23 protein-coding genes are annotated in these 26705 nt (G+C 71.5%); 12 read left to right on the forward strand and 11 right to left on the reverse strand.

The window, feature by feature from the left end:
- Positions 1-120 precede the first annotated feature (120 nt).
- Together ABWI04_RS01555 and ABWI04_RS01560 are read right to left on the reverse strand one after the other, a co-directional pair.
- On the reverse strand, positions 121-1527 hold the full coding sequence (locus tag ABWI04_RS01555) for an FAD-dependent oxidoreductase (protein ID WP_353831106.1): 1407 nt from the start codon (positions 1525-1527) through the stop codon (positions 121-123).
- Positions 1524-2504, reverse strand: coding sequence for an isocitrate lyase/PEP mutase family protein (locus ABWI04_RS01560; RefSeq protein ID WP_353831107.1), 981 nt, complete (start codon positions 2502-2504; stop codon positions 1524-1526). The genes ABWI04_RS01555 and ABWI04_RS01560 overlap by 4 nt, the downstream gene beginning before the upstream one ends.
- Before the next feature lie 310 nt (positions 2505-2814).
- Between ABWI04_RS01560 and ABWI04_RS01565 the strand changes: the two genes are divergently transcribed.
- Genes ABWI04_RS01565 through ABWI04_RS01590 form a run of 6 tightly spaced genes read left to right on the forward strand, consistent with a single transcriptional unit; the run spans position 2815 to position 8634 of the window.
- The gene (locus tag ABWI04_RS01565; RefSeq protein WP_345173734.1) at positions 2815-3990 is read left to right on the forward strand and encodes an acyl-CoA dehydrogenase family protein; all 1176 of its coding nucleotides are present in this window, start codon (positions 2815-2817) and stop codon (positions 3988-3990) included.
- Positions 3987-4910 carry a VOC family protein gene (locus tag ABWI04_RS01570; protein WP_353831108.1) on the forward strand — a complete coding sequence of 308 codons (924 nt, stop codon included), beginning with the start codon at positions 3987-3989 and terminating at the stop codon, positions 4908-4910. The genes ABWI04_RS01565 and ABWI04_RS01570 overlap by 4 nt, the downstream gene beginning before the upstream one ends.
- Positions 4907-5755 (forward strand): alpha/beta fold hydrolase, encoded by an 849-nt coding sequence (locus ABWI04_RS01575; RefSeq protein WP_353831109.1) that lies wholly within the window; start codon positions 4907-4909, stop codon positions 5753-5755. The genes ABWI04_RS01570 and ABWI04_RS01575 overlap by 4 nt, the downstream gene beginning before the upstream one ends.
- Positions 5752-6933, forward strand: a complete 1182-nt coding sequence (locus ABWI04_RS01580; RefSeq protein WP_353831110.1) for an acyl-CoA dehydrogenase family protein — start codon at positions 5752-5754, stop codon at positions 6931-6933. Before ABWI04_RS01575 ends, ABWI04_RS01580 begins: the two co-directional genes overlap by 4 nt.
- Entirely contained in the window at positions 6930-7781 is an 852-nt protein-coding gene (locus ABWI04_RS01585) for an alpha/beta fold hydrolase (RefSeq protein ID WP_353831111.1), read from the forward strand. The genes ABWI04_RS01580 and ABWI04_RS01585 overlap by 4 nt, the downstream gene beginning before the upstream one ends.
- Positions 7782-7791: 10 nt before the next feature.
- A complete protein-coding gene (locus ABWI04_RS01590; protein ID WP_353831112.1) occupies positions 7792-8634 on the forward strand; it encodes a fumarylacetoacetate hydrolase family protein in 843 nt (280 codons plus the stop codon).
- 91 nt (positions 8635-8725) lie between these two features.
- Here ABWI04_RS01590 and ABWI04_RS01595 read toward each other — a convergent pair whose 3' ends face one another.
- The 5 genes from ABWI04_RS01595 to ABWI04_RS01615 form a co-directional block, all read right to left on the reverse strand.
- On the reverse strand, positions 8726-9406 hold the full coding sequence (locus ABWI04_RS01595) for a hypothetical protein (RefSeq protein WP_353831113.1): 681 nt from the start codon (positions 9404-9406) through the stop codon (positions 8726-8728).
- Between the two features lie 143 nt (positions 9407-9549).
- Positions 9550-10281, reverse strand: coding sequence for an ABC transporter ATP-binding protein (locus ABWI04_RS01600; protein ID WP_353831114.1), 732 nt, complete (start codon positions 10279-10281; stop codon positions 9550-9552).
- 22 nt (positions 10282-10303) lie between these two features.
- Positions 10304-12022 carry a branched-chain amino acid ABC transporter ATP-binding protein/permease gene (locus tag ABWI04_RS01605; RefSeq protein WP_345173753.1) on the reverse strand — a complete coding sequence of 573 codons (1719 nt, stop codon included), beginning with the start codon at positions 12020-12022 and terminating at the stop codon, positions 10304-10306.
- A 4-nt stretch (positions 12023-12026) separates the two neighbouring features.
- Positions 12027-12950, reverse strand: a complete 924-nt coding sequence (locus ABWI04_RS01610) for a branched-chain amino acid ABC transporter permease (RefSeq protein ID WP_353831115.1) — start codon at positions 12948-12950, stop codon at positions 12027-12029.
- A 62-nt stretch (positions 12951-13012) separates the two neighbouring features.
- Positions 13013-14332, reverse strand: coding sequence for an ABC transporter substrate-binding protein (locus ABWI04_RS01615; protein ID WP_353831116.1), 1320 nt, complete (start codon positions 14330-14332; stop codon positions 13013-13015).
- Between the two features lie 194 nt (positions 14333-14526).
- On the opposite strand from ABWI04_RS01615, the gene ABWI04_RS01620 reads away from it, so the two are divergent.
- From ABWI04_RS01620 to ABWI04_RS01635, 4 genes are all read left to right on the forward strand, one after another.
- Positions 14527-15162, forward strand: coding sequence for a TetR/AcrR family transcriptional regulator (locus ABWI04_RS01620; protein ID WP_345174184.1), 636 nt, complete (start codon positions 14527-14529; stop codon positions 15160-15162).
- Positions 15159-15797, forward strand: coding sequence for a TetR/AcrR family transcriptional regulator (locus tag ABWI04_RS01625; RefSeq protein ID WP_345173760.1), 639 nt, complete (start codon positions 15159-15161; stop codon positions 15795-15797). Before ABWI04_RS01620 ends, ABWI04_RS01625 begins: the two co-directional genes overlap by 4 nt.
- Before the next feature lie 109 nt (positions 15798-15906).
- Positions 15907-16422, forward strand: coding sequence for a flavin reductase family protein (locus tag ABWI04_RS01630; protein ID WP_345173763.1), 516 nt, complete (start codon positions 15907-15909; stop codon positions 16420-16422).
- Between the two features lie 349 nt (positions 16423-16771).
- Positions 16772-17566: a family 16 glycosylhydrolase gene (locus tag ABWI04_RS01635; protein WP_345173766.1), complete on the forward strand. Its 795-nt coding sequence runs from the start codon at positions 16772-16774 to the stop codon at positions 17564-17566.
- 84 nt (positions 17567-17650) lie between these two features.
- Here the strand turns inward: ABWI04_RS01635 and ABWI04_RS01640 are convergent, their stop codons facing one another.
- The 4 genes from ABWI04_RS01640 to ABWI04_RS01655 form a co-directional block, all read right to left on the reverse strand.
- Entirely contained in the window at positions 17651-18571 is a 921-nt protein-coding gene (locus tag ABWI04_RS01640) for a serine protein kinase RIO (RefSeq protein ID WP_353831117.1), read from the reverse strand.
- A 178-nt stretch (positions 18572-18749) separates the two neighbouring features.
- Positions 18750-19703, reverse strand: a complete 954-nt coding sequence (locus tag ABWI04_RS01645; protein ID WP_353831118.1) for a cyclase family protein — start codon at positions 19701-19703, stop codon at positions 18750-18752.
- Between the two features lie 157 nt (positions 19704-19860).
- Positions 19861-20865 carry a TIGR03857 family LLM class F420-dependent oxidoreductase gene (locus ABWI04_RS01650; RefSeq protein WP_353831119.1) on the reverse strand — a complete coding sequence of 335 codons (1005 nt, stop codon included), beginning with the start codon at positions 20863-20865 and terminating at the stop codon, positions 19861-19863.
- Between the two features lie 18 nt (positions 20866-20883).
- Positions 20884-21765, reverse strand: a complete 882-nt coding sequence (locus ABWI04_RS01655) for a helix-turn-helix domain-containing protein (RefSeq protein ID WP_353831120.1) — start codon at positions 21763-21765, stop codon at positions 20884-20886.
- 128 nt (positions 21766-21893) lie between these two features.
- On the opposite strand from ABWI04_RS01655, the gene ABWI04_RS01660 reads away from it, so the two are divergent.
- The gene (locus ABWI04_RS01660) at positions 21894-22709 is read left to right on the forward strand and encodes a phytanoyl-CoA dioxygenase family protein (protein WP_353831121.1); all 816 of its coding nucleotides are present in this window, start codon (positions 21894-21896) and stop codon (positions 22707-22709) included.
- A gap of 369 nt (positions 22710-23078) precedes the next feature.
- Complete coding sequence (locus ABWI04_RS01665) at positions 23079-26621, forward strand: CHAP domain-containing protein (RefSeq protein ID WP_353831122.1); 3543 nt, start codon at positions 23079-23081, stop codon at positions 26619-26621.
- The last annotated feature ends 84 nt before the right edge of the window (positions 26622-26705 follow it).

Here is a 26705-nt window from a genome sequence, read left to right on the forward strand (position 1 = left end):
GGTCGGCGACGGCGACCCGCGCGCCGGCGCCCGCCAGCGCCCGCGCCGCGATCTCGCCGAGGCCGCCGGCGGCGGCGCCGACCACCAGGGCGACCTGGCCGGTCAGGTCGAACGCGGGGTTCACCACTGGAGCTCGCTCTCCTCGTCCGCGGCGTTCCGTCCGGCGAGCCGGCCGAACACGCCGGACTTGCCGATGGAGGTGCCGGTCATGTAGCCGGCCCCGTGGAATCCGCCGGTGATCTCTCCGGCGGCGTAGAGGCGCCCGATCGGCTCGCCCCACCAGTCGAGGACTCGCATCCGGGTGTCGACGGTGAGCCCGCAGTACGTCGCGAGCACGACGGTTCCCGAAGGGTGGGCGTAGAACGGCGGGCGGTCGATCGGCGTGGGGTCCCCGACGCCGCCGGACAGGTGGGCCCGCCCGAACGCGTCGGCCCGCCCGTCCCGGAGCGCGGCGTTGTACTCGGCGACGGTGCGCTGCAGGGAGCCGCCCGGCAGGCCGATCGCGGCCTCCAGGCCGGCGACCGTCCCGGACCTGAGCAGCATCCCGGCCCGCTCGCGCCCGGCGAACTCGTAGATCGGGACCTCGTCGTTGGCCAGGGCCATCGTGCGGGCGTCGAAGACCTGCCAGGTCGTCACGCCGGGCTGGGCGAGCGCGGCGTCCCCGATCTCCTTGTAGTTCCGCGACTCGTCCACGAAGCGGCGGCCTTCGCGGTTCACCGCGATCGCGCCCTTGTAGACGGCGAGGATGCCGGTGCCGTCCTCGTCGGGGTGCTCGACGTGGTAGTGCCCGTACGTGCCCTTGATGTAGGGGGTGTCGCGCAGGCCCGCCCCGAGCGCCATGGCCATCTTGAGGCCGTCGCCCTGGTTCCCGGCGCCGCCCTGGCGGAGCGCGTTCTCCATCTGCGGCGCGAACGCGGCGAGCAGCTCCGGGTTCATCGAGAAGCCGCCGGTGGCGAGCACGACCGCGTCCGCGAGCACCTCGCGGCCGTCGGCGAGCCGGACGCCGGTCACGCGGGCGCCGTCGTGCAGCAGCCGGTGCGCCGGGGCGCCGAGCACGACCCGGGCGCCGAGGGCGCCGGCCGCCGCGAGCAGCAGGTGCAGCATGCGGGTGGTGTCGGCGGGGTGGCTGCGCGGCGCCGACTGGCCCGAGGCGGCGTGGATCTCGCCGTAGCGGACGCCGTGCTCCTTCAGCCAGCGGTACGCCGCCAGCTGGTGCTCGCAGTACAGGTCGATGAGCGCCGGGTCGCCGCGCCCCCGCCCGACCTCGACGAGGTCCTCGCGGAGCAGCTCGACGGAGTCGGCGATGCCCTGCTCGGCCTGCTCGTCGGTACCCGCGAAGGCGGACAGCCCGGCCGACTTCACGGTGGACCCGCCGATCTCGCCGGTCTTCTCCAGCAGCAGCGCGTACCGTCCCGCCTCGGCCGCCGCGAGCAGCGCGGCGCATCCGGCGAGGCCGGCCCCGAGGACCAGGACGCCGACGCGCCCGGGCAGGTCGGTCTCGACCGGCAGGCCGGGCAGGGCGCTCACGAGACGCTCCCGAACTCGCGGTCCAGGGCGGTCTCGGCGGCGCTGAACCGCGGCAGGTTGAACAGGCTCTGCCGCTCCTCCCAGCCCGCCATCCGGCCGGCCCGGGACGCGGTCTCGCCGCGCTCGCGCAGGTGCGCCAGCGCCTCGCGGCCGGCGAGGTGCATCGAGCGCATCAGGTAGTTGGCGAACAGCACGACCCCGAAGCCCAGCTCGGCGTAGCGCGCGACGTCCAGCTGCGGAGTCCTGCCTCCTTCGACGACGTTGACGATCAGCGGCACGCCCGCCAGCTCGCGCCCGACCAGCGCGAGTTCGTCGACCGTCCGCGGCGCCTCGACGAACAGCGCGTCGGCGCCGGCCTCGGCGTAGGCGCGGCCGCGTTCGACCGCCTCCTCGATCCCGTGCACGGACCGGGCGTCCGTCCGCGCGATGATCACCAGCGCGTCGTCGGCGCGCGCCTCGCACGCCGCCGCGATCTTGGTCTGCATGTGGCCGGACGGGATCAGCGCGTGCGAGTCGAAGTGGCCGCACCGCTTCGGCATCTCCTGGTCCTCCAGCTGGAGGCCGGCCACACCGGCGCGCTCCAGCAGGCGGACCGTGCGCATCGCCGCCAGCGGTCCGCCGTAGCCGGTGTCGGCGTCGCAGACCAGCGGCACGCGGGTCGCCTCGGCGAGCCGTCCGGCGTGGTCGACGACCTCGGCCTGGGAGATCAGCCCGATGTCGGGAAGCCCGAAGCCGGCGTTGGCGAGCCCGGCGCCGGTGGCGTAGACGGCGGCGAAGCCGGCCTCCTCGACGAGCCGGGCGCCGAGCGCGTCGGTCGCGCCGGGCAGCACCAGCGGCTCGACCGGCGCGCCCGGCGCGGCCGTGGCGGCGGCCAGCGCGGCGCGCAGCGCCAGCCGCTTGTCGCGGGCGGTCGGGCCGGGGCCGACACCGGTCAGCGATGCGAGCAGGCCCGGCTCCCAGGGCGGGGTGTGGGGCACGTCAACTCCTCCATGGAGCGATTACTACAGACGCTTACCGTGACAGCAGTCACCAGGTCGGCGCAACCCTCGCGGTTCCGGCCCACCTTCCCGCGGACTCCCTCCACCAGGGTCGACATCGCGAGTTTTCGCAGCACATCAGCCATGTTCTAGAGGTCGTACCAGCGCCCGGCGCCTGTGGTCGCAGTCACAGAATTCTGCGGCCACCTCTTGCCTTCCCCGGAGCGATCGCTCTACGGTCCATGTAGTGACTGCTACAGAGATGCCGGTCACGCTCTCCCGTTCTCCGCGACCCGAAGGAACGTCACCGATGACCGTCCTGGACGAGATCCGCCGGCTGGAGCCGGAGTTTCGCGCCGAGGAGGACCTTTCGGCCGACCAGCGCATGCTGACCGGCCGGGCCTTCACGCGCATGCAGGAGACCGGGCTGATGCGCGGCCTCCAGCCCAAGCGCTGGGGCGGCGCCGAGCTGTCGCTGCGCGAGCACCTCACCGGCGTCTACGAACTCGGGCGGATCGCCCCGTCCGCGGGCTGGGTCGCCGGCGTCATGGGCTCGCACCCCTGGCAGCTGGCCCTGTTCCCCGAGGAGACGCAGGCCGAGATCTGGGCGTCCGACCCGGACTGGAACGCCTCCTCCTCCTACGCCCCGACCGGGAAGATCGAACCGGTCGACGGCGGCTACCGCGTGCACGGCCGCTGGTCGTTCTCCTCCGGCTGCGACCACGCCCAGGGCGTGATCCTCGGCGGCTTCGCCGGGAAGGTCGAGGTGGCGCCCGGCGTCGAGGTGCCGAACTACGGGTCCGCGCTGCTGCACCGCGACCAGTACTCCATCGAGGACACCTGGCACGTCCGCGGCTCCCGCGGCACGGGCAGCAAGGACATCGTCGTCGAGGACGCCTTCATCCCGGCCCGGCGCTTCCTGTCCAGCCCGCTCTACGAGTACAACCCGGAACGCCCCGCGCCCGGCATGGAGACCAACCCGAGCGCCCTCTACAAGCTGCCGTGGGCGGTCATGTTCAACCTCGTCCTGGTCGCGCCGATGCTCGGGCTCGCCCGCCGCCTCATCGACGACTGGACGGCCGACACCCGCGTCCGCAGGGCGAACTGGGGCGGCACCTACGCCGACGACCCGCTGATGCAGATGCGCCTGGCCGAGGCCGAATGGGTCCACGACGCCGCCGTCATGAAGATGTACGACGCGATCGACACGATCACCGAGGCCGCCGAGGCCGGGGTGTTCCTGGACAAGCGGCAGCGGGCCCGGCTGCGGTGGAACATCACCCGCGCCTGCCAGCGGACCGGCTTCGCGATCAACGACCTGATGCGGGCCGCCTCCGGCCGCACCGTCTTCGTCGACCACCCGCTGCACCGCCTCTACCAGGACGTCATCGCCGAACTCGGCCACGCGTTCCTCGTCTCCGACGGCGTCGGCCAGTACTACGGCGCCGCCCTCCTCGACTCTTCCGCCCCGGAGGTCATGCTGTGATCACGCAACTCGCCTACCTCGGCATCGCGTCCCCGAACTCCGCGGAGTGGCGCGACTACGCCCCCCGCCTGCTCGGCGCGACCATCGCCGGCGACGGCCCGGACGGCGCCGTCCGGGTGAAGGTCGACGACAAGGGCTACCGGGTCGCCGTCCACCCGGCGGAGCAGGACGAGCTCCGGTACGTCGGGTGGGACTGCGGCAACGAGACCGACCTGCGGTCCTACGCGGCCGAGCTGCGCGGCAAGGGCGTCGAGGTGCACGCCGGCGGCGCCGAGGAGCTGAAGGAGCGCCAGGTCGCCGAGCTGTACTGGTTCACCGACCCGTTCGGCAACCGCCACGAGATCGTCTGGGGGCAGTTCTCCCAGCCGAACTCGTTCTTCCCCGGACGCCCCATGCGCGGCCGCTTCGTCACCGGCGACCTCGGCCTCGGCCACGTGGTGCTGATCGTGCCGGACCTCGACCGCGCCAACGCCTTCTACGCCGAGACGCTGGGCTTCCGGTTGTCGGACCGGGTGAAGAGCGACGTCTTCAACCTGCGCTTCTACCACTGCAACGGCCGCCACCACTCGCTGGCCGTCGCGGAGATCCCCGGCATGACCGGGATCAACCACCTGATGCTGGAGGTCGAGTCCTTCGACGACCTCGGCACCGCGATCGACCTGTTCACGGCCGACCCGGAGCGGGAGATCCTGCTGTCCCTCGGCCGGCACACCAACGACCTGATGACCTCGATCTACGTGCAGACCCCGTCCTCGATGCAGATCGAGTACGGGCACGGCGGGATCAGCGTCGACGACCTCACCTGGGTGGCGGGCAACCACGACCTGCCGTCGATCTGGGGCCACCACCGCTCCCAGGCGTACCTGGACGGGCCTCCCGGCATCTTCCGCCCCGCGGGCGGCGAGGAGGCCGCCGGATGACCGCCGCGATCCGCACCGAGGACGTCGCGATCGGCGGCGGCCGCCACCTGCGCGTCAACCAGACCGGCGCCCCGGGCGCGCCCGCCCTGCTCTTCCTGCACGGCTCCGGGCCCGGCGTGACCGCCGCGTCCAACTGGCGAGCGGTGATCGAGGGGCTCGGCGACACCTACCACTGCGTCGCCCCCGACATCCTCGGCTTCGGCGACTCCAGCCACCCGGACCCGCAGCCGCAGGGCTTCGCGGCGCAGGCCGAGGTCCGCATCGACGCGCTGTTCGCCCTCGTGGACGCGCTCGGTCTGGAGAAGGTCGTCCTCGTCGGCAACTCCATGGGCGGGATGTACTCGCTGCGCATGGCCCAGCTGCGGCCGGACCTCGTCGACCGGATCGTGCTGATGGGCTCGGGCGGCATGCCGGGCCTGGAGCCGACCCCGGACCTGATCAAGCTCATCACCTACTTCGACGATCCGACCGTCGAGGCGATGGCGGACCTGCTGATGAGGTTCGTGCACGACAAGAAAGCCTTCGGCGACACCGTCGAGGCGGTCGCGGCGGAGCGGATGCCGATCGTGCGGCGCCCCTGGATCGAGGCCGGGCACCGGGCCATGTTCGCGCCCGAGATGCTCAGCTTCGGGCCCGACGACCTCGCGAAGATCGACATCCCGGCCCTGGTCGTGCACGGCCGCCAGGACTCCATCGTGCCGCTGGAGTGCGGCTACTACCTCGCCGAACACCTGCCGCAGGCGGACCTCTACGTCATCGGCGGGTGCGGCCACTGGACGCAGATCGAGCAGGCCGCGCGATTCCAGGCGATCGTGCGGACCTTCGCCGGAACGGGGACGCGATGACCATGAGCATGATCGAGAAGGCGCGGGCGGCCGCGCCGGCGCTCGCCGCGGCCGACGCCCCGAGCGCGGAGCAGGGCAGGCTCACCGCGGAGGCCGTCGCGGCGCTCGAATCGACGGGCGTCCTGCGGGCGCTGCAGCCCGCGCGCTGGGGCGGCGGCGAGGCCCACCTCGCCGAGTACGCCGAGACGGTGGTCGAGATCGGCCGCGCCTCGGCGTCCGCCGGCTGGGTGGCCTCCGTCGTCGGCGTCCACCCGTGGCAGATCGCCCTGTTCCCCGAGGAGACGCAGAAGGAGATCTGGGGCGCCGCCCCGGCCCGCAGGATCGCCTCGTCCTACACGCCGACCGGGAAGATCGAGAAGGTCCCCGGCGGCTACCGGGTGTCGGGACGGTGGAGCTTCTCCTCCGGCAGCGGCATCTGCGACGGCGTCATCCTCGGCGGGATCGCCGGACGCCGCGAGGTGAACGGCGTCGAGCACCCCGACTTCACCTCCGTCATCCTCGACGCCGCCGACTACCGGATCGAGCAGACCTGGAACGTCGCGGGCCTGCGCGGCACCGGCTCCGACGACATCGTCGTGGACGGCGTGTTCGTCCCCGAGCACCGCGGCCAGTCGCACGTGTACTACACGCACGGCCTCGGCACCCCGCTGCCCGGCCAGGAGCTCAACGACGGGCCGCTGTACCGGACGCCGTGGGCGGTCACCTTCAACCTGATCATCGCCGCCGGGGCCCTCGGCGCCTGCCTCGGCTTCTACGACCGGTGGGTCGCCGAGACCCGCGCCCGGCGCACCAACTACGGCCAGTCGCTGCGCGAGGAGCCGGTCGTGCAGCACCACCTCGCCGAGGCGGCCTGGCAGCTCGACGCCGCCGTCCTGAAGGTCAGGCGCGCGGCCGAGGAGCTGATGGAGCACGCCGAGCGCGAGGAGGTCCCCTCCCTGGAGCAGCGCGCCTTCTGGCGCTGGGACGTCGCCCGGTCGGCGAACGCGGCGGTCGACACCGTCCAGGCGCTGATGCGGGTCTCGTCGGGCCGTTCCGCCTTCGTCGACCACCCGCTCCAGACCAGGTTCCAGGACGCCATGGCCGCCGGCGGCCACGCCTTCCTGTTCGGCGATCCGCTGGCCAAGGCGTGGGGCGGCCGGCACCTCGGCGCGGCGAAGCCCGCGGAGGTCCACCTGTGATCACCTCGTCCGACGTCGCCGTCCAGGTCCGCGGCGGCGACCTGACGTTCCGGCTGCACGAGACCGGGGAGCGCGGCCCGGAGGCCGTGCTGTTCCTGCACGGCTCGGGGCCCGGCGCGACGGGGCTGTCGAACTGGGAGCGGATCATCACCGACCTCGGGCACCGGTACTGGTGCCTGGCGCCCGACCAGATCGGGTTCGGCGACTCCTCGCATCCCGCCGACGCGCCGCGCGGCATGGGCCCGTTCAACGAACTGCGGGCCGAGGCGCTGCTGGCGCTCGTCGACGCCCTCGGCCTGGAGAAGGTCCACCTCGTCGGCAACTCCATGGGCGGCCAGCTCGCCCTCCTGATGACGTTGGCCCGGCCGCACCTGATCGGCAGGATCCTCCTGATGGGCAGCGGCGGCGCGCCGGACATGCCGGTCAGCCCCGGTCTGCGGCACCTGCGCGAGTTCTACGCGAACCCGAGCACGGAGTCCCTCAAGGAGCTGCTCGGCGAGTTCGTGTACGACCTCGAACCCATGCGCGACACCGTCGACCGGGTCGTGGCCGAGCGGATGGCCTACGTGAACCGCGAGGACGTCCGGCGCTCGCACGAGGCGTCCTTCGACCCGGACGGCGCCCGCCGCTTCTTCACCCCCGAGGAACTCGCGACCCTCACCCACGAGGTGCTGTGCGTCCACGGCCGCGACGACCGGATCATCCCCGTCGAGGCGAGCAGGTACTTCGCCGCCGCGATCCCGAACGCGCACCTGTACGTCCTCGGGCGGTGCGGCCACTGGACCCAGATCGAGCACCCCCGGATCTTCGAGCGGCTCCTGACGGGCCTCGTCGACGGCCACCTCTGAGGAGACGCGCATGCGCATCGCCAACCACGCGGGCCGAGCGGTGCTGGTCGTCGCCGACGGCAAGGCAGCGGACGTCGCGACGGCCTCGGACGGCCGCTTCGGCCCCGACCCGCAGAGCCTCTACGACCACTGGGACGCCTTCACGGCCTGGGCGGCCACCGCCGCTCCCGTCCCGGACGTCGAGATCGACGCCGCCCGTCTCGGCCCGCCGTCGCCGGCGCCGTCGCAGGTGATCGCGATCGGGCTGAACTACGCCGACCACGCCGCGGAGACCGGCTTCGAGCCGCCGAAGGACCTGCCGCCGGTCTTCACCAAGTTCGCCTCGTCCCTCACCGGCCCGTACGGGCAGATCGCCCTGCCCGAGGGCGGCCACACGGACTGGGAGGTCGAGGTCGTCGCGGTCATCGGCCGGGCGGCCCACCGCGTCGCGGCCGACGAGGCGTGGGATCACGTCGCCGGCCTGTCGGTCGGCCAGGACCTCTCGGAGCGGATCCTCCAGTTCACTGGCGAGGCCCCGCAGTTCGGCCTCGCCAAGTCCCATCCGGGCTTCGCGCCGATCGGCCCCTGGCTGGTGACCCTCGACGAGATCCCCGACCGCGACGACCTCGCGCTCGGCTGCTCGATCGACGGCGAGACCGTCCAGGACGGCCGCACGTCCAAGCTGATCTTCTCGATCCCCCGCACGATCGCGGACCTGTCGCGGGTCGTCACCCTGCGCCCCGGCGACGTGATCTTCACCGGCACCCCCGACGGCGTCGGCCTCGGCCGCACCCCGCAGCGCTTCCTGCGCCCCGGGGAAACCCTGCGCACCTGGGTCGAGGGAATCGGCGAGATGGAGCACACCTTCCAGTGACCCGCACACGAGAGCCCCGGCCCCACAAGGGCCGGGGCTCCGGTCGGTACCGCGGCCGGGTCCACCGGGACCGCTTCGCCGGGTGGCGGAGTCAGAGCTGGCCGAACGTCCAGCCGATCGCCTGCCGCTGGAGTTCCTCGACGAGGACGGAATCGCCAGGTGACGCACTGGCGGATCGCTGCGGGACGGCGTCGGCGTACGACACCGTCGGGTCGGCGGGATCCGCCGGATGGGCGAGCGCGCCACCGAACCTCAGATCTCCGGCGAACCACAGCACCCCGTAGCCGTCGGTGATGGAGTTCCAGGTGCCGCGCTGGAGGCGGGTCTTCATCACCCCCGCCACGTTCTGGTCCGGATCCAGAAGGAACACGTGAACCAGCGCCGCGGGGTTAACAAAGTCGCGGACGAGCTCCACCCGGCATGGCCAGACCTGCCATGGCTGCTCGGTCAGAACTCGTCTGAGCCGCTGCGCCTCCGGCCCCGACAGGCCCTCGCCGTAGGGGCCGCGCACCCGCTCCTGGCTCCTCGCGAACAGCCATACGACCAGCAGGACCACCCACCCTGCGAGCACCCCGCCCACAAGGCCGGAGAGGGACAGTTCGTCCCCGAGCGTCAAGATCATGGCGACCGACCCCGCCGCACCGCACACCGAGAAGATGATCGAAAGCACGCGGTTCATGCGTGCGGCCTTGTCGAGCTGGCCGAGGACGGACGGGGTGACGATCGCCGCCGGCGCGGGAGAGACCGCGTAGCCGAACCGCCTGGCGAGCATTCCTGCCTCCGATGACCACGGGTTTCCCCTGCTTTTGATCATCATCCACGCGAGATCCGGAACCCGACAGTCACCTGACAGGAACCGGTCACCGCGAAAGAGGCCTTTCCGGCGCTCCGGCCAAGCCCGTCAGAACAAGCCCGTCAGAAGAGGTCCCAGAAGTCGCCGCGGTCGCGCATCCGCCCGGCGGTCTCCTCCAGGATCACGCGGCCCGAGCGCATGACGTAGGCGCGGTCGGCGATCTTCAGTGCCTGCCGGACGTTCTGTTCCAGCAGCAGGATGCCGAGGCCCTCGTCGTCGGCGAGGCGCCGCAGGCGTTCGAAGATGGCCTCCACGACCGAGGGGGCGAGGCCGAGCGACGGCTCGTCCAGCAGCAGCAACCGGGGCCGGGCCATCAGCGCCATGCCGAGGCTGACCATCCGCTGCTGGCCGCCGGACATCGAGCCCGCCGCCTGCCTCGCGCGCTCGCCGAGGATCGGGAACAGCTCCCCGACGGTCGCGAGGCGCTCCGCCGTGCTCGTCCCGGACGGCGCGTTCGCGGCGCCGAGCAACAGGTTGTCGTGCACCGACAGGTCGGGGAACACGAACCGCTCCGACGGGATCATCGCGGCGCCCGCGGCGACGGCCCTGCGGACGGGCCGGCGCGCGGTGTCCCGGCCGGCGATCCGGACGGTCCCGGCGCGCGGGCGGACCGCGCCGAGCACGGACCGGATCGTGGTCGTCTTGCCCGCGCCGTTGTGCCCCATCAGGGTCACGATCTCCCCCGCCCCGACGCGGAGGCCGACCCCGTGCAGCACCTCCTTGCGGCCGTAGCCGGCGACCAGGCCGCTCACGTCGAGCAGCGGCGCGTCCCGCACCGCGCTGTCCTGACTCATCCGTCCTCCCTGGGCGCGCCCGTCACTGGGCGCCGAAGTAGGCCTCGGCCAGCCGGGCCGAGCCGGTCAGCTCGTCGAGCGTGCCGGACGCGGTGATCTCGCCGAGTTCCATGAAGCAGGTGTGGTCGGCCAGTTGCCGGACCACGTCGAGGTTGTGCTCGACCAGGCAGACGGTGCGGCCCTCGTCCCGGACGGCCGCGACCATGGCGAGCATGGTCTCCACCCATGCCGCGTCGACGCCGGAGGCCGGCTCGTCGAGCAGCAGCACGTCGGCCCGGGTCGCCAGCGCCCGCGCCAGCGAGACCAGCTTCGACTGGCCGTAGGACAGCGCGTCGGCCGGCGTCCCCGCCTGGTCGGCCATGCCGACGAACTCCAGCCACCGCATCGCCTGCGCGGCGACCTCGCGGTCCGCCCGGGAGACGCCGCGGCCGGGCGCGAACAGGCGGCCGATCCGCTCCCCGGGCTGGCCGGGGACGGCGAGCATGACGTTCTCCAGGCAGGTCAGCCGGTTCAGCAACCGGACGTCCTGGAAGGTCCTCGCGAGCCCGGCGCGGACGACCAGGTCGGGGCGCATCCCGACCAGTTCCGCGCCGTTCAGCGTCACCGAGCCGGTGTCGGGGACGACCGTGCCGGTGAGCAGGTTGAACGCCGTCGTCTTCCCGGCCCCGTTCGGGCCGACGAGCGCCGTGATCGTGCCGCGCCGCAGTTCGAGGCCGATGTCCTTGGCGGCGACGATGCCGCCGAACCGCTTGGACAGGCCCTCCGCCCGCAGCACGACGTCGGCCGCGGCGCGGGCGGCCGGGTCGACCGGCCTGAGCGCGGCCTTCACCGGCGGCGCGGGCGACGCGGCGGCCGCCTCCGGCACGGCGGACGCGGCGGCCCGCCGGGAGCGTTCGGGGAACAGGCCCTGAGGCCGGACGAGCATGACGAGCAGCAGCAGGGCGCCGTACAGCACCACCTGCACCAGCGCGGCCTGGGTGCTCTGCACCCCGAGCACCTCGCGCAGCACCGGCTCGATCATCGTCAGCGCGACGGCGGCCGCGATCGAGCCCGCGAGGTTGGCGTTGCCGCCGACGACGACCATCGCGAACACGGCCATGGCGAGCGGGAACCCGAACGCCGACGGGGTCGCCTGGCCCAGCCAGCCCGAGTAGAGGCCGCCGACCAGCCCGGTCAGCCCGCTGGTGATCGCGAAGATGCCGATCTTGTAGCCGAAGGTGTTCTTGCCGAGCGCGCGGGTCGCCACGGCGTCCTCGCGAACGCCCTTGAGCACCAGCCCGTAGGGCGATTCGCCGATGCGCCGGCACACGGCGAAGACCAGCACGAGCAGCACCGCCGACGGGACCAGCCAGTCCTCCGGCGTCCGCAGGTCCAGCCCGAACAGCCGCAGGCCCTCGACGCCGGTGATGCCGGTGACGCCGCCGAGGGAGTCGAAGGTGGCGAGGACGCCGATGAGCCCGAGCGAGAACGCCAGCGTCATCAGGATGAGGAACTCCTCGGCGAGACCGAGCGCGATCAGCCCGATCACCACGCCGAGCGCGGTGGCGACCAGCACGGCGGCGGCGAGGGAGGCGAGGTAGGGCCAGCCGTGCGCGCCGGCGAGGAAGCAGACGGTGTACCCGCCGACGCCCGCGAAGGCGGCGTGCGCGACGGAGACCTGCCCGGCGTAGCCGACGAGCAGGTTGACGCAGACGGCGAGCGCCGCGAGCAGCAGCGCCTGGTCCAGATAGTTGATCCACATGGCGTCAGGCCTTCCTCAGCGGCGCGGGACGGGCGAGGCGCGGGCGGGGAAGCCGACCCTTCACCGCCAGGAACGCGAGGTAGGCGGTGAGGACGATGAAGACGGCGGTCTGCGTCCACTGCAGCGGCAGCCAGTTCGACGCCCACTGCTCCAGCAGGCCGAGCCCGACGCCGACGGGCAGGGCGCGCAGCGGGGACGAGCGGGTGCCCGCGAGGAAGGCGACCACGAAGCCGTAGACGACGGTCGAGTCGCCCATGCTCGGCTGCACCGTGTAGAGGAGGCCGTACCAGAGGGCGCAGGCGCCCGAGATGAGCCCGGCGACGGCGAAGCAGACGAGGTTGACGCGGCGGACCCCGATCCCCAGCACGGCCGCGAGGCCCGGGTTGCTGCGGACGGCCTTGACCGAGCGGCCGATCGGGGTGAACGCCAGGAAGGCGGCGAGCCCCGCGACGAGGACCAGGCAGGTGGCCGTCTGCTCCAGCTCGAAGTCGGAGATCCGCACCGGCCCGAACCGGTGCTGCACAACGTCCGGCCCGTAGAAGGGCAGGCTGCTGGTCCCGAACCTCAACTGCAGGAGCGCGATGCCGGCGGTGCTGACGCCGATGGAGGTCACCAGCACGGCGAGCATGGCGCGGTCGGCGGCGCGGCGGGCGACGGGCTCGTAGACGCCGGCTTCGAGCAGCACGCTGACGGCGACCGCCGCCGCGAGCCCGGCGAGCGCCGACGGCCAGAACGGCGCGCCGAGGCCGTCCATCACCCAGAAGGCGGCGTAGGGGGCGACGGTGTAGGTGAGCGTGTAGGCGAAGTGGAAGCGGGCGGTGACCCCGATGACGAGCGCGAGCCCGGCGCCGAGCGCGGCGTAGAAGGCGCCCCGGACGAGACCGTTGACGGTCAGCTGCCAGAGTTCGCCGCCCAGAAGGTCGTGCATGGATCCTCCCCGGATCGAGGGCCGGGGACGGCCCGTCGCGGGCCGTCCCCGGGAGGCGGCGGTCAGTCGGCGAGGCGGAACTCCTGGCCGCCGACGTTGTAGGTGGCGAGCGTCTCGACCTTGCCGTCCTTGTACTGGAACACCCCCATGGGGCGGCTCGCGACGCCGTGCGTCGCGAGGTCGATCTTGAGGGTGCCGACGGTGGCGGCGTCGCCGCCGTAGACGGAGGCGAACACCGGCTCCTTCTCCAGCGCGGCCTTGAGCTGGGCGCTGTCGGCGGGGTCGCCGCCGGCCGCCTTGACGCGGCGGATGAGGTCCCAGACCATCAGCGTCTCCTCGTAGGCGTTGGCGGCGTAGAAGTCCGCCGGCTGCCCGTAGGCCTTCCGGTAGGAGTCGGCGAAGAGCCTGGCCAGCGGGTTGGCCGGCGCCGACGCGTCGAAGTAGTCCATGGCGAACGTGAAGCCGTCGGAGTCGAGCACGCCCTTGGACGCCTTGACGGCCTCCTGCGTGAACTCGATGCCGACGAGCCGGCTCTTGAGGCCTGCGCTCTTGGCCTGGGCGGCGAAGGCGCCGGGCGACGCGCCGCTGAAGGCCACCCAGAGCAGGTCCGGCGGGTTCTTCTTGATCTTGGAGATCATGCTCGCGAAGTCCTGGGAGGTCGGTGCGACGGTCTCCCACAGGCCGTTGAAGGTCAGGCCGGCGGCGGCGAACTTCTTCGTCAGGTCGGCCTTGATGGCGGCGTTCTGCGCGCCGAGGTCGACCCCGGCGAGCCCGACCGTCCGCGTCTCGGGACGGGTCCGCTTGAACCACTCCAGGGCGCCGGGGACCGCGTCGGACGGCGCGACCTCGCGGGTGCCGTAGAAGTACTTCGTGCCCCGGGTGAAGACCTGGGCGCCGCCGACGCCGTCGAGGGTGAGGATCTTGTTCTTGTCGGTGTCGGCGAGCATCGCGCCGAGGCCGTCCCCCATCGAGCTGATCTTCGCCGCGACGCGCTCGCCCGCCAGCTCGGACGCGGCCTGCTTGGCGGCGACGGGGTCGGGGCCCTTGATGTCCTTGACGCTCGGCTCGATCGTGGGCCCGCCGGCCGCCTTGATCTGCTTGGCGGCCAGTTCGATGGCGTTGCGCATGGACTCGCCGTTGGCGGCGGACGGACCGGACAGGGTGAGCGTCGCGCCGAGCTTGAAGGTGACGTCGCCGCCGAGCGCGGCGCCGTCCTGGAGCTTGAGGACCTTGACGAGGTCGGCGGCCTGGGTCCTGGCGTCGGCGGCGCTGACGCCGGTGTCGCCGGACCCGCAGGCGGCGAGGGTCGCGGCCGCCGTCAGGGCCGCCAGGACGGGGGCGATCAGCCGTCGGCGGCCGAGATCGCTGCGAGGGGTGGGCATGGTGTCTCTCCGTTCCGCCGGCCGACGCCGATGCGTCGCCACGCAGGCGTACGCGCCACAATGAATCCGTACTGATCGCTACACGGACTGGAGCGATCACTACAGGGACGCGTGGCGACCGTACCCATGATGTGATGGTCGACACAACCCCCTGCCGGGGCGCAGTTTCCGAAGGTCAGAGGAGCAAGGTGCAGATGCGCAAGACGGCACGACGCCACCAGCAAGGTGAGGAGTCGAGGCTGCGGATCCTGGAGGCGACCCTCGCCATCGCCGCCGAGCGCGGCTACGACGGCACCTCGATCGGCCTGGTGACGGAGGCCACCGGGCTGCCGCCGAGCTCCGTCTACTGGCACTTCCGCAACAAGGACCAGCTGCTCGCCGAGACCCTGGAGTTCAGCTACCGGCGCTGGCGGGAGACCGCCCCCACCTGGCAGGAGCGCGTCCGGATCGGCGACCCCGCGGAGGAGGTCCGCGACCGGCTCCAGCGGGCCTCGCGCGCCATCGCCGACCGGCCGGAGTTCTGGCGGCTCGGCCTCATGCTGGGCCTGGCGAACCGCCCGAAGGAGCCGGCCGCGCGGCGACGCTACATCGAGGTCCGCGACGAGACCCGCGCCGCCATCCGGAGCTGGTGGGAGCAGGTGCTGCCCGCCGGAGACCCGGAGCGCGGGCGGGACGTCGCCGACCGGATGGCCCGCTTCCACCTCGCGGTCATGGACGGGCTGTACGTCGGCGTCCGCTCGGAGCGGGGCTGGAACCTGGAGCGCATGGTCGACCTGATCGCCGCCGGCGCCTACGCGCAGGCCGTCGCGTGGCTGGGCGAGGCGGCGTGAGCACCGTTCCCCCCGCCTCCCCCGGCCCCGCCGACGACCGGGAGATGTCCCGCGTCCGCATCCTCACGGCCGCCGCCGAGATCGCCGCGGAGTGCGGCTACGAGGGCACCACGATCTCCAAGGTCACCAAGCGCTCCGGCCTGCCGGCCAGCTCGGTGTACTGGTTCTTCCGGGACAAGGACCACCTGCTCGCGGAGGTCGTGCGGCACAGCTTCGAGCAGTGGATCGCCGCCGAGCCGCGCTGGGAGCGCGATCCGCGCGACGAGCGGTCGCTGGGCGAGGGGCTGCGCGACATCCTGGCGCGCTCGACGCGCGGCCTGCCCGGCGCCCCCGACTTCCTGCGCATCGGCCACATGCTCCTGCTGGAGTCCCGCGAGGTCGAGCCCGAGGCGCGCCGGTACTTCCTGGCCACGCGCGACGCGGTCGCGAGCAGCATCGCGGCCTGGTTCACCTCCCAGTTCAGCACCGAGCTACGGGCGCGCCGCCCCGAGCTGGCGATGGACCTGGCCCGCATCGTGGTGGCCTCGACCGACGGCCTCTTCCTCGCCCACCAGATCGACGCGGCCGGGGATCCGGACGACTTCATCGCGATCATCGTGGCGATCGTCGAGCAGGCGGTCGCGGACGCGGGCTGACCGGGGCGGCGGACCCCCGGCGGAGCGACCCGGCGGAAACGGGCGGTTGTCACACCGGGGGTTCGCATGGCAGTCTCTGTAGCGATCGCTACAGGGAGGAGTTCCCGCCATGGCCCTCACCGCCCACGGCACCGGCGCCCCGGTCATCGAACCCGACCGCTTCCGCCACGTGCTCGGCCACTACCCGACCGGCGTCGTCGTGGTGACCGCCCTCGACCCGGCCGGCGCCCCCATCGGCATGACGGTCGGCTCGTTCACCTCCGTCTCGCTCGACCCGCCGCTGGTGGCCTTCCTCCCCGACAAGGGCTCCAGCTCATGGCGCGCACTGCGCGCGTCGGGCGAGCGGTTCTGCGTGAACGTGCTGGCCGCCGGCCAGGAGGACGTCTGCCGCGCCGTGGCCGTCCGCAAGACGGACAAGTTCCACGACATCGGCTGGCGCCCGTCCCCCGCCGGAAATCCGATCATCGACGGCGCGGTCGCCTGGATCGACTGCGTCACCGAGCAACTGCACGACGCCGGGGACCACCACATCGTCGTCGGCCGGGTCACGCACCTGCAGGCGGGCGACGAGGAGACGCCGCTGCTGTTCCACCGCGGCGCCTACGGCAGCTTCAACCCGCACTGACCGACCCGCGCCCACCACGCCAGGCCGCGCGCCGCCCAGAGCTTCGTCCCGTCAAGGATTCGGGCCGGTGATGGCCTCCCGAAAGGTTCTGAGCTGGCAATGGAGACGCCGGCTCCAGGCTCCGGCGGCTCGGTCGATTCGCGCGATGCCGTCGCGGGCCTAATTGGCGGATACTTCTCGGGAAAGACCCGAGACGCTTGATCATCCGACTTATATAGTGTGCCGGATGACCCCCACTCTGATGGCGCGAAGGGCCGTCGCCGTACTGGCGACGGCTTTCGTATGTGTGCCACTCGCTCCCGGAGTCTCCTCGGCCGCCGACACATTCCCTTCCCAGGACGCCTGTGCGGTGACGAACAACAACACACCCTCCGGCGACTGCGGTCCTTTCGTCCAGCTCTACGCGGAGAACTTCAACGGCGGTGACGTGCCCGCGGGCGCGTTCAACTCGTGCGCCGGTGACGGAGACTTCCGCTGCGCCGGGCTGAAGACGAACTATCCGCATTACTACGACACGCTGGGCGCCTACCCTTCGGGCTGGCCGGACACCGCCACGAGCGGGGCGGACGGGAACGGCGGCCGGACGTTCGGCGGGTACTACCGGCCGGAGAAGGCCGTGAGCGTCTACACGGCGTCCAACGGTGACGGCCAGATGCGGGTCCACATGACCTCCAACGGTTCCGTCAACTCCGTGGCCGCCGTGGTTCCCCGGAAGTGCATGAACCTGCGGTACGGGAAGTTCACCGAACGGTTCGTCGTCCGCACCCGCACCCCCGGCTTCAAGATGGCCCACCTGCGCTACACGCCGAACGAGGTGGACTATCCGGAGGCGGGCGGGAACTTCTCCAGCGACCCCGTGAGCGTCTTCACGCACGGCTTCAAGGAGTCCAGCGCCGACGTGGCGCCCGGCACCGCGTGGACCTCGTGGCACACCTACTCGACGGAGATCGTGCCGGGCTCGCTGCGGTTCTACCTCGACGGCAAGCTGGTCAAGACCGTCAACGCCGACTTCCCCGAGTCGGCCGACTGGATCCTCCAGAACGAGAGCGCGCTCGCCGGCGCCTACGCAGCGGCCGGAGCCTCGGTGGACATCGACACCACGTGGCTCACCTGCTACAAGTACGTGGCTCCCGCGTCCAGCTGATCCACACCGCACCCGGCGGATCATCCGGCCGGCCGGCTCCCGGCCCGGGGTGGCACCTCGGGCCGGGAGGCCGGCTGAAGGCGATCAGAACACCATCGCGAGCAGGTCGGCGAACAGTTCCTGTTCGTCGATTTCGAGCCCGCGGTTCGTGAACCACGTGGCCATGTTGTGGCAGTCGCGCATCAGGAAGTCCATGCCTTTCGGGTTGCCGACGACGTCGACGACCTGGGGCAGGTCGATCATCACGATCCGCTCGGCCTGGGCGAGGACGTTGTAAGGCGAGAGGTCGCCGTGCGCGAGCCCGGCGCGGGCCAGTTCACGCATTCCGTCGCGGAGCTGCTCGAAGTACACGCCGAGCAGCTCTTTCGAGGGGCGGACCTGGGCGAGCCGGGGCGCGGCGCCGCCCTCACCGTCGTCGATGAACTCCATCAGCAGTTCGGTGCCGTCCACCTGCACGGGATAAGGCACCGGGACGCCGGCCTCCCACAGCTGGTTGAGGGCGCCCCATTCGGCGTGCGCCCACTGGCCGGCCGCGACACTGCGCCCGTGCGAGGTCTTCTTCGCCATCGCCCGCCGGTCACGGCTGTTGCGGGTACGGCGGCCTTCGACGTACGACGTGCTGCGGTGGAAGGACCGGTGTTCCTCGGTCCGGTACCGTTTCGCGGCCAGCAGCGAGGACTTCGCCGGGTTGTCGCCGATGGCTTCGACAGCCCGCTCGAGCAGGAAGACGTCGGCTTCCTTGCCGGTTTTGAGGATGCCGAGCTCCGTATCGATCGCAGCCTGTTCCGTGACGACCCACGAGGGGCGCGGTTCCGGGCCGCGTGAGCCGCGCTCGACGTCCAGCCAGGTGGACCACCGCTGATCCGGGCCCAGCTCCTCGTCGACCGAGTGGAACTCGAACTCGAAGGCGCCGGCCGGACCGGGCGGGGGCTCGTCACCGGCGAGACCGGACGAGCGGGAGCGAAGGTCGGAGTAGGTATCAGAGGTTTCGTACTCGGAAGACAACGGATGCGCTCCTGAACAAGAAGGGACTGATGCGGACATGCCGCAGCACAGTGACGGCCATTCGTCAGCCCTCCTTAGTCCAGGCAGCGTTCGTCGCCGCTCGATCGCCCCAGCATGCACGCCCGTTCCGGACGCCGCAACGCATTTACCGGGGTGGGATCGCCTGCGAGTCCCGAGGTCAGAACGTGGCGATCGGGTTGACCGGGCTGCCGGACGTCCCGGCGAAGCGGACCGGCGCGACGGCCAGTTGGAAGTCCCACTGGCCGAGCTCGGCAGCCGTCGCCGCGCACGCCTCCAGATCGCAGTTGTCGACCAGCCACAGACCCATCGCGACGAGACTCACCGCGTGAACGGGCATCAGCACGTCCTCGTACCCCGACGGCTGGACGTCCTGAGGGGTGTCGGCGCCGATCAGCGCGACCTCCCGTTCATGCAGCCAGGGCAGGCAGGACGCGTGCCAGCCGGCCTGCTTGAATCCACCGGCCTGACCGGCCTCGTGCCGGACGCGGCCGTAGCCGGTGCGCAGGAGAACCGCATCGCCGGATCGCACCCGCACCCCCTGGCGCCGCTCGGCCTCCTCCAGGTCCTCGGGAAACACCCCGTCCCCCGGTTCCAGCCACGGCACGCCGCGGACCGCCGCGATGTCCAGCAGGACGCCACGCGTGATGATCCCGTTCGCCGCCGCCGTGACGGCCGCCCACCCCGATCCCGTCGCGGCGTCGACCAGCGAGTGTGACCGCCCGTTGTACATCGTGCCGTTCCAGAAGATGTGGCACGGTGAGTCGACGTGGGTGAGGGTGTTGCCGTGGAACGTGATGCCGAGCCGCTCGGACGAGAAGCCCCAGCTCCGGTCCTTATGGAAGGGCGCCGGCATGTTCTCGGCACCGGGCATGTCGGCGGCGCACGGGCACGTCGTCGTCGACCGCTCCATGTCCTCCGGTACGGCGACCTCCCATGCGCACGACACGCTCCTGCCGTGGCGCACGGCCCGCGCCGCCGCCAGCCGGACGTCGTCGGTGATGTGGTTCAGAGTGCCGAGCTCGTCGTCGTCGCCCCACCGTCCCCAGTTCGACAGCGTGTCGAAGTAGCCGAGCACGTCGTCCTGTGTGGGCATCGGTCGCTCTGCCGTCATCCCAGCATCGGCTCCTCCGGTCGCGCGGTTCGAGACGCCCGCTGAACGGCATGACCTCGTTCAGCGGGCCGGCAGTCAGCCAGTCGGAGGTACCGTACGGCACCCAGACCGTGCTGTGGCACCGGTAAGGGCGAAGGCGTAGTCGTCCCAGCACTGCTCAAGGGAGTAACCGGTCACGCCGTGGCCGGCCAGAGCGCGGTGGTAAGCGGCGACCAGAGCGCGGGCGGGCAGGCCGACGGTGAGGGTCTGCCAGTCGACCGCGGCGACGCCGGGCCCGCCGCCGGTCACGGCTGCCCCGCACGGGCGCGGCCTGGGTTGTGGGGCAGTCCCTCGAACCGGTCGGCGGGTCGCACCGCCCGGTAGGCGTCGATGATCGGGGCCAGCTCGGCGGGGGTGGCGCCGTGCAGGACCACGCTGTCGGCGCCGGCGTCGAACTGGGCGAGGACGCGTCGCGCGCACCGATCGGGAGAGCCGGTCGCCGCCGCCTCCAGCCAGTGCTCGGGGAGCAGCCGGCGAGGTGGCGGAGTTCGTCCGGCGTGGCGAGCGCGTCGAAGGCATCGGGGTAGCCGTCGACCAGGTCGTCGGCGCGGAAACGGGCCAGGTCGGCCGGATCCCACTCGTTGACCCGGACCAGCAGGTCCCCGTAACCCTGCAGGTAGGTGGCCAGGCGGCCGACCAGCTTGCGCAGGCGGGCCTCCTCGTCCAGATGGTCGCCCACCGTGGCCAGGACCGACCACACCCGCACCGAAGCGGGGTCGCGGCCCGCCGCCGCGGCGCCCCGGCGGATCGAGGAGACCGCACGGGCCAGGGTCCGGTCGGTGAAGAAGGTGTGCAGGACGACCCCGTCGGCGACCCTGCCGGCGAACTCCAGCGTGCGCTCGCCCATCGCCACGAGCATGATCGGGATGTCTTCGCGGAACGCGGGGTCCTGGCTGAGGTACGGATGGCTTCCGGCGGGACCGTCGTGCCCGACGACCGCCTCTCCCCGCCACAACCGGCGCATGATGCCGATGAAGTCGTCGAGCTGGGCCTCTGTGACGCGGCTCAGGCCCATCACGTCGAAGAGCATGTCGAAGCCCCGCTCCAGGCCGAGCGCGAACCGGCCGCCGGACATCCGGTGCATCGTCGTGGCGAGCATCGCGGTGACCAGGGGGTGGCGCAACGTTCAGAACATCGTCTGTTACCCACCGGGACGGAACCGGCTGCGGTACGCGGCCGGGCTGAGGGCGAAGAAGTGCCGGAACCGGCGGCTCGCGTAGTTCGGATCGTGCCAGCCGACGAGCCTTCCGATCGCTGCCACGGACAGGTCGGTCTCGATGAGGAGCGCCGCCGCGCGCTCCGCTCGCAGCCTGCCCAGATAGGTCATGGGCGGAACTCCGAGATGCGCTGTGAACATACGAGTCAGGTAGGGAGGCGACAAGTTCACCGTGGAGGCGAGCTCGTCCAGGTTCCACGCCCGCTCGATATCGCTCTCCAAGGACTGCACTGCGGCCAGTACAGCGGGGTGGACGTGGTCGGTTCGTTCGCCGGTGGCGTCCGTGGAGCCATGTGCCTCTACCCCGCCCAGAAGGCAGAGCAGGATCCCGACCCACACCGCGTAGACCGGGCCGGGACGAAGGGCCGGATCGGAACCGGGCTCGCCCGCGGTTTCCGCCAGGCCGGTTTCGACCACTCGCAGCGCCGTGGGGTCCAGCCGCAACGGGTGACCGGTAGGGCGGCCGGATCGGCCGGCGACGTGCAATGAGCGGCCGATGTGCGGGGCGGCGCGCATCCAGGCCAGCTCGTGTCGAAAGGCCTCCGGGCTGACATACAGGTTGTAGACGGTCAGGCGGTCGCAGTCGCGGTAGCCGTGCCAGTCACCCGGACGGAGCATCGTCACCGCGCCGCGGACGAGAGGCTGCTCGCCCGCGGCCGAGACGTGCGTGGCGGTGCCACCGGTGACGACGGCGAGCTCGATGAAGTCATGGCTGTGAGAGGCGGTGTCGCTCCGCAGCTCGAACCGCTCGGCGGCGATGGGCGGCCGACCCGGCGGAAACACCTCCGCATGCCGTACGCGATGCACCGGACCTCCCCTCGATGGACGCTCGTCAAGATCGTGCTATGCCTGTCGGGCTCTCGTGCTAGCCGCCCGGCGGAGGCGGCGGCGACAGTTGTCGAGACGCCAACCCCCAGAAGGCAAGGAAGACAGCCATGGCAGCAGCCGGTGCCGAAACCCGCACCACTCCGGACGACCTCTCCGAGGACACCGTGTCAGCGTATCGCCGTGACGGTTTCGTCCACCTGCCCGGAGTGATCTCCCGGGCCGACGCGGGCAGGTTCGCCGAAGCCGCGATGGCGGCCCGCACCACCGTCCGGGACCACCACAACGGGACGATCTTCACGCAACTGCTCCAGCTGTGGCGTCACGACGAGACGCTGCGCGAGCTCACCCTCAACCCCGACCTGGCGGCCATCGCCGCCCGGCTGGCGGGGATCCCGCTGCGGCTGTGGCACGACCAGCTGCTGATCAAAGAGCCCAGGAACGGGGCCGCGACAGAGTTCCACCAGGACCAGCCGTACTGGCCGCACGCCGGTTCACGGCATGCGCTCTCGGCCTGGGTGGCGCTGGTGGACGTTCCGGTCGACCGCGGCTGCATGACGTTCATCCCGGGCTCCCAGTACCTGGACGGCCTGCGGCCACAGGATCTGTCCGACCATGCCGACATGTTCGCCGTGGCGCCCGAACTGCTGTGGGAACGGCGCGTCACGGTTCCCCTGCGCGCGGGCGACTGCACATTCCACAACTCTCGCCTCGCCCACAGCGCCACACCCAACTTCACCGGCGACCCTCGAATCGCCCACGTCATCATCTACGTGGACGCTGACCTGACCTTGGCGGCCGAACCGGCGCACCCCGTCACCGACCAGCTCGGCCTGACCGTGGGCGGCCCCCTTCCGGACGAGCATTTCCCGCGCTTCGCCGAGCTCATCGAAGGGCCGCAGCCGGGAACCACTCCGACGACCTGAATGGTCGGACCGCGGGAGGTCGGCGACCCGGCGGCGAGAAGGCCAATTCAAATTCCGTCGCGCTGATCAGCAGCGTCATGGATGATGCTGCCCTGACAGGGTCCGGGAATGGTCGCGGCTTGCAGGCCCGCAGTCCGATATCCGGCTTGCGCCCGCCGCGACCTGACGGACGGTGGTATCCGAGCAGCTTTTGTGCCGGGGACCACTTTAGAGCTGAGCAAGGCAGCGGGACCGAGGTAACGGGGAATGCCCTGGATGGATGACAAGGCCAACCTGTGGTCTAACTGGGAATCAGTACCTCAGCCCCCGGACGACGGTGAGCCTTCGTCGGACTTACCTCGGCCCGGGGCGGCGGAGGAATTGCGGCCGGTGGCAGAGGGCGCGCCTCTGGACGATCTGGCCGAGCTCACGCCGGAGGAAGCATCCGCGCTGGAGTCGGACCCCCGCATCGCCGCGGCGGCCCTGAGGCCGGAGAACGTCCAGGACATCCTCGCCGAGCAGTCGCGAAGCGATCGGGGTGCGGACGGGCGGGGCCGAGCCCCCTACGGCGACGCCGGGTTGCTCGGGGGGCCGGTCAAGGTCCCGTCTACGGCCAACCCGCTCACCGGGCAGCGTGCGGGCAGCCCGGCCGCGGGCCCCCATGCTTCAGATCATGCGCCCGGAAACGACGACACGTCCCCGGGCGGGGTCAAGAAGGCGGTGGCAGACGCCGCCAAGAGCGCCGCCAGGAACGCCGCGAAGAACGCCGCCGAGGAGGTCGCGGGCAGGTACGGCCTGTCGATGCCGGAAGGCGATTCCACGGGCGAGAAGATCGCCCATGGCGCGGGCCAGGGCGCCAACTTCGCTCTCGGCCGCTACCTCGACCGGTACGCGCCCGGGGTCTTCGACAGGGTCATGAGCAACAGGCTCGGCCGCTGGTTGGTGATGCGGAGGCTCAAGGGGTCTGCCGCCGGGCGGTTCGTGCCGGAGTCGTTCTGGAAGGGTTTCCAGGCCAAGTACACCAAGGGCGACAACAAGAAGGAGAAGGCCAGCGGTACGGGGTCGGATAAGGAGAATCAGCACGGGAAGCTCAAGGTGCTGCTGGGCGTCGGGCTGCCGGTCCTCGTCCCGTTCCTGTGCATCGTGCTGATCGCCGCAATGATTCTGGGCGTCGACGTCGACGACGACCCGGAGTCGCAGCCGGAGGCGGCCTCGGACGAAAAGGTCGCCGCGTACTTTCCCGGAGGCTGGCAGCAGATCCTGAAGCAGGCGTCGGAGCAGACGTCGGGCAGCGCGCAGGACTACTCCGAAGTGCCCTGGACCATTCTGGCGGGTCTGGCCAAGGCGCAGACCGACTTCGCCCGCTACAGCCCGTACGACAACATCGATCGCGATCCGGGGCGCGAGGCGAAGGAGGTCCCCGGCGGGGACGGCTCCGCCGACGGGGGCACGAACACGAACGTCAGCAACACCGTCGGCGCCGGGCCGGGTCCCGTCCAGGGGGTCACCGGGGCCGGCTCGGCCGCCACCGTGCCGGGCACCGACGACGATCACGTCGCGCCGCCGGACGGGGATCTCAGCCACCAGCTCGGCTGGTTCCTCTGGGCGCTGCGCATGCAGGAATCGGGCGGCGACTACACCAAGAACGCCGGGACGAAGAAGAGCAGCGCCTGCGGCGCCTACCAGTACATCACCAGCACCTGGAACAACTACGCGGGCTACCGGAGGGCGTGCCAAGCACCGCCGAGCGTGCAGGACCGCCGGGCCAAAAGGGACGTCCTCACCAATTGGAACAGGTTCCACAAGTGGCAGCAGGTCGCGGTCGAGCACTTCACCGGCAGCTGGGGGGACTCCCCGGAGAAATGGCACCAGTGTCCGGGGGCGTGTGATTTCAACCCGACGGCCTGGAAGTACGCGGACGGCGTGATGTCGAAGATGCGGGCCGCGGCACGGGACCACCCGGCCGGAGCCGGCCCGGGCGGAGTCCAGCCCGCCTCGTTCCTCGTCGCGCCCGGCGGGCCCGGGGTCCAGGACGCCGCGTTCCGGGCGGGCGCCGGGTCGTCGGAGACCGCGGCAACGGGCCTGCACGCGGGCGGCTGCGACGTCGCCGATCCGGACCCCGACATCGGCGGCAAGGACGATCAGGGCTCCGGTCCGTACCTGCTGACCCCCGCGGCGTCGGGCCAGATGCGGATGCACGGTCTCGATCCGCAGAACCCGTGCCAGTCCTCGTACTTCGTCGCCTTCGAGCTGGTCAAGGCGGCGGAGAAGGTGCACCGCGACCCGAAGAGCCCCCGCTGGAAGGCCGACGGCGACGGGAAGGACCAGGCCGGCGCCCGCAGGTACTGGAGCAAGGTCATCGAGACCTCCGGGATCTTCATGGACCGCAGCCCCGACCCCGGCGCTCCGTGCGCGGTCCCCCCGCCGGACGACCCGAGCAGGCCGTGGCCGGTCAGCTTCAAGATCATTTCGATCTGGCGCTGCGAGGCCACGCGCCTCCAGGACCTCTATCTGGTCAGCGGCGGCTCCTACGACCAGAAGGGCGTCTTCGGCTACACCGTCGAGACCGACCGGGCCACCGCCACGGGGATCCTCGTCAACGAGGCCCTGTCGGTCAGCTACGGGGCCGGGCACTGGAAGACCGACGAGTGCGACAACTCCAAGGACGATCGCCAGGGCGTCTTCCCGATGACCAAGAAGGAGGCGGAGGAGGCCCACATCGAGAACCGGTGCGACGTGGACGGCGACATCGCCGGCGCCGCCGATCTGGTGCTGTCCGTCGAGAAGGTCCCGCCCAAGGAGCGCCCGCACGACCTCGGCGTCTTCCAGCCGATGGTCGGCGGCTGGCAGAAGATCAGCATCGCGATGAGCAACGACCTCGGGCTCTTCTCCAGGGTCGGGCCCGCGCAGGAGGACTACACCGCGTCGGAGGCGTGCACCACGGTGATGAGACGGTTCCTCACGGCGATGGCTCCGCACTCGGCGGCCTTCGCCACGCTGCAGGACCCGCCGGACGCCCCATCGCTGCACACGACTTGGGAGCCGAAACTGCAGGCTCTTGAGACGACATACGGGATCCCTGATCCGATCGACGACAAGGCCTGCGTGGTCGGCTCCTGGTCGGCGGGGTACAGCGCCACGCTCTCCCGGATCGCCACGGACCTGTCCGGCGGCGTGGACGCCGCCAATCTCAAGGGCCTGGCCAATTTCTACCAGGCCAGGGAGGAGGCCAACCGGCGGGCCGATCCGGTGTCCGGCCGGGACGGCCTGGTGATCCCGCGGCTGGCGCCACGCCCGCTGAAGGAGATCAGCGTGCCGGTCGGCTCGCAGGACAGTGACGCCTGGTCGCGGCTCGGCACGTCCGAGAGCGTGGCCCTGCCCCTGCAGAAGGTCGCCGTCGACTACGCCTGGTTCTTCGGCGGCGTCATCCCGCCGTTCGACAGTGCCGGCAAGAGCCTGTCCGGCACCCCGCTCTCCCCGTCGACACCGGTGTACCAGGGCGGTGACGGATCCGCCGCCCGGGTCATCAGCGTGGCCACGTCACTGATCGGGACGGGAGACAGAGGCGGCCGCGACAACAACCTCAACCAGTACAACCAGTACAACGGTGAGCCCTGGTGCGCCGACTTCGTGAGCTGGGTGATCGACAAAGCCGGCGCCACGAAGGCGTACTGGAACAGCCCGACGGGGACACCGGCCCACCGGTGGGCGGGCGTCTGGCAATGGCGGGCCGCAGGACGAGCCCTCCCCGTCAGTGAGGCACGACCAGGGGACCTGGCCATCTACGGCGACAACGCTCACATCAACATCGTGGTCCGCAACCTCGGCCAGGGCAGGCTGAGCACGATCGGGGGAAACCAGGGCCCCCTCGTGGAGTCGGGAGTCCGCACGACCGCCACAGCGGTGCTGCGTCCCAACTTCAACATCTCCTAAGGCCGGCGAACGGAACGGGCCTGAACGGGGGCCGCCCCTCCCCTCCCAGGGGCGGCCCCCGCCAGCACCGGCGGATCAGGTGGC

This window comes from Actinomadura sp. NPDC000929 (assembly GCF_040492065.1).
Classification (GTDB): Bacteria; Actinomycetota; Actinomycetes; order Streptosporangiales; family Streptosporangiaceae; genus Spirillospora; species Spirillospora verrucosospora.

Coding starts and splice junctions, on each gene's coding strand:
- ABWI04_RS01660 (WP_353831121.1), top strand. CDS start 21,894: ATGGCAGCAGCCGGTGCCGAAACCCGCACCACTCCGGACGACCTCTCC.
- ABWI04_RS01600 (WP_353831114.1), bottom strand. CDS start 10,281: ATGAGTCAGGACAGCGCGGTGCGGGACGCGCCGCTGCTCGACGTGAGC.
- ABWI04_RS01615 (WP_353831116.1), bottom strand. CDS start 14,332: ATGCCCACCCCTCGCAGCGATCTCGGCCGCCGACGGCTGATCGCCCCC.
- ABWI04_RS01590 (WP_353831112.1), top strand. CDS start 7,792: ATGCGCATCGCCAACCACGCGGGCCGAGCGGTGCTGGTCGTCGCCGAC.
- ABWI04_RS01630 (WP_345173763.1), top strand. CDS start 15,907: ATGGCCCTCACCGCCCACGGCACCGGCGCCCCGGTCATCGAACCCGAC.
- ABWI04_RS01645 (WP_353831118.1), bottom strand. CDS start 19,703: ATGACGGCAGAGCGACCGATGCCCACACAGGACGACGTGCTCGGCTAC.
- ABWI04_RS01580 (WP_353831110.1), top strand. CDS start 5,752: ATGACCATGAGCATGATCGAGAAGGCGCGGGCGGCCGCGCCGGCGCTC.
- ABWI04_RS01595 (WP_353831113.1), bottom strand. CDS start 9,406: ATGCTCGCCAGGCGGTTCGGCTACGCGGTCTCTCCCGCGCCGGCGGCG.
- ABWI04_RS01565 (WP_345173734.1), top strand. CDS start 2,815: ATGACCGTCCTGGACGAGATCCGCCGGCTGGAGCCGGAGTTTCGCGCC.
- ABWI04_RS01610 (WP_353831115.1), bottom strand. CDS start 12,950: ATGCACGACCTTCTGGGCGGCGAACTCTGGCAGCTGACCGTCAACGGT.
- ABWI04_RS01620 (WP_345174184.1), top strand. CDS start 14,527: ATGCGCAAGACGGCACGACGCCACCAGCAAGGTGAGGAGTCGAGGCTG.
- ABWI04_RS01575 (WP_353831109.1), top strand. CDS start 4,907: ATGACCGCCGCGATCCGCACCGAGGACGTCGCGATCGGCGGCGGCCGC.
- ABWI04_RS01605 (WP_345173753.1), bottom strand. CDS start 12,022: ATGTGGATCAACTATCTGGACCAGGCGCTGCTGCTCGCGGCGCTCGCC.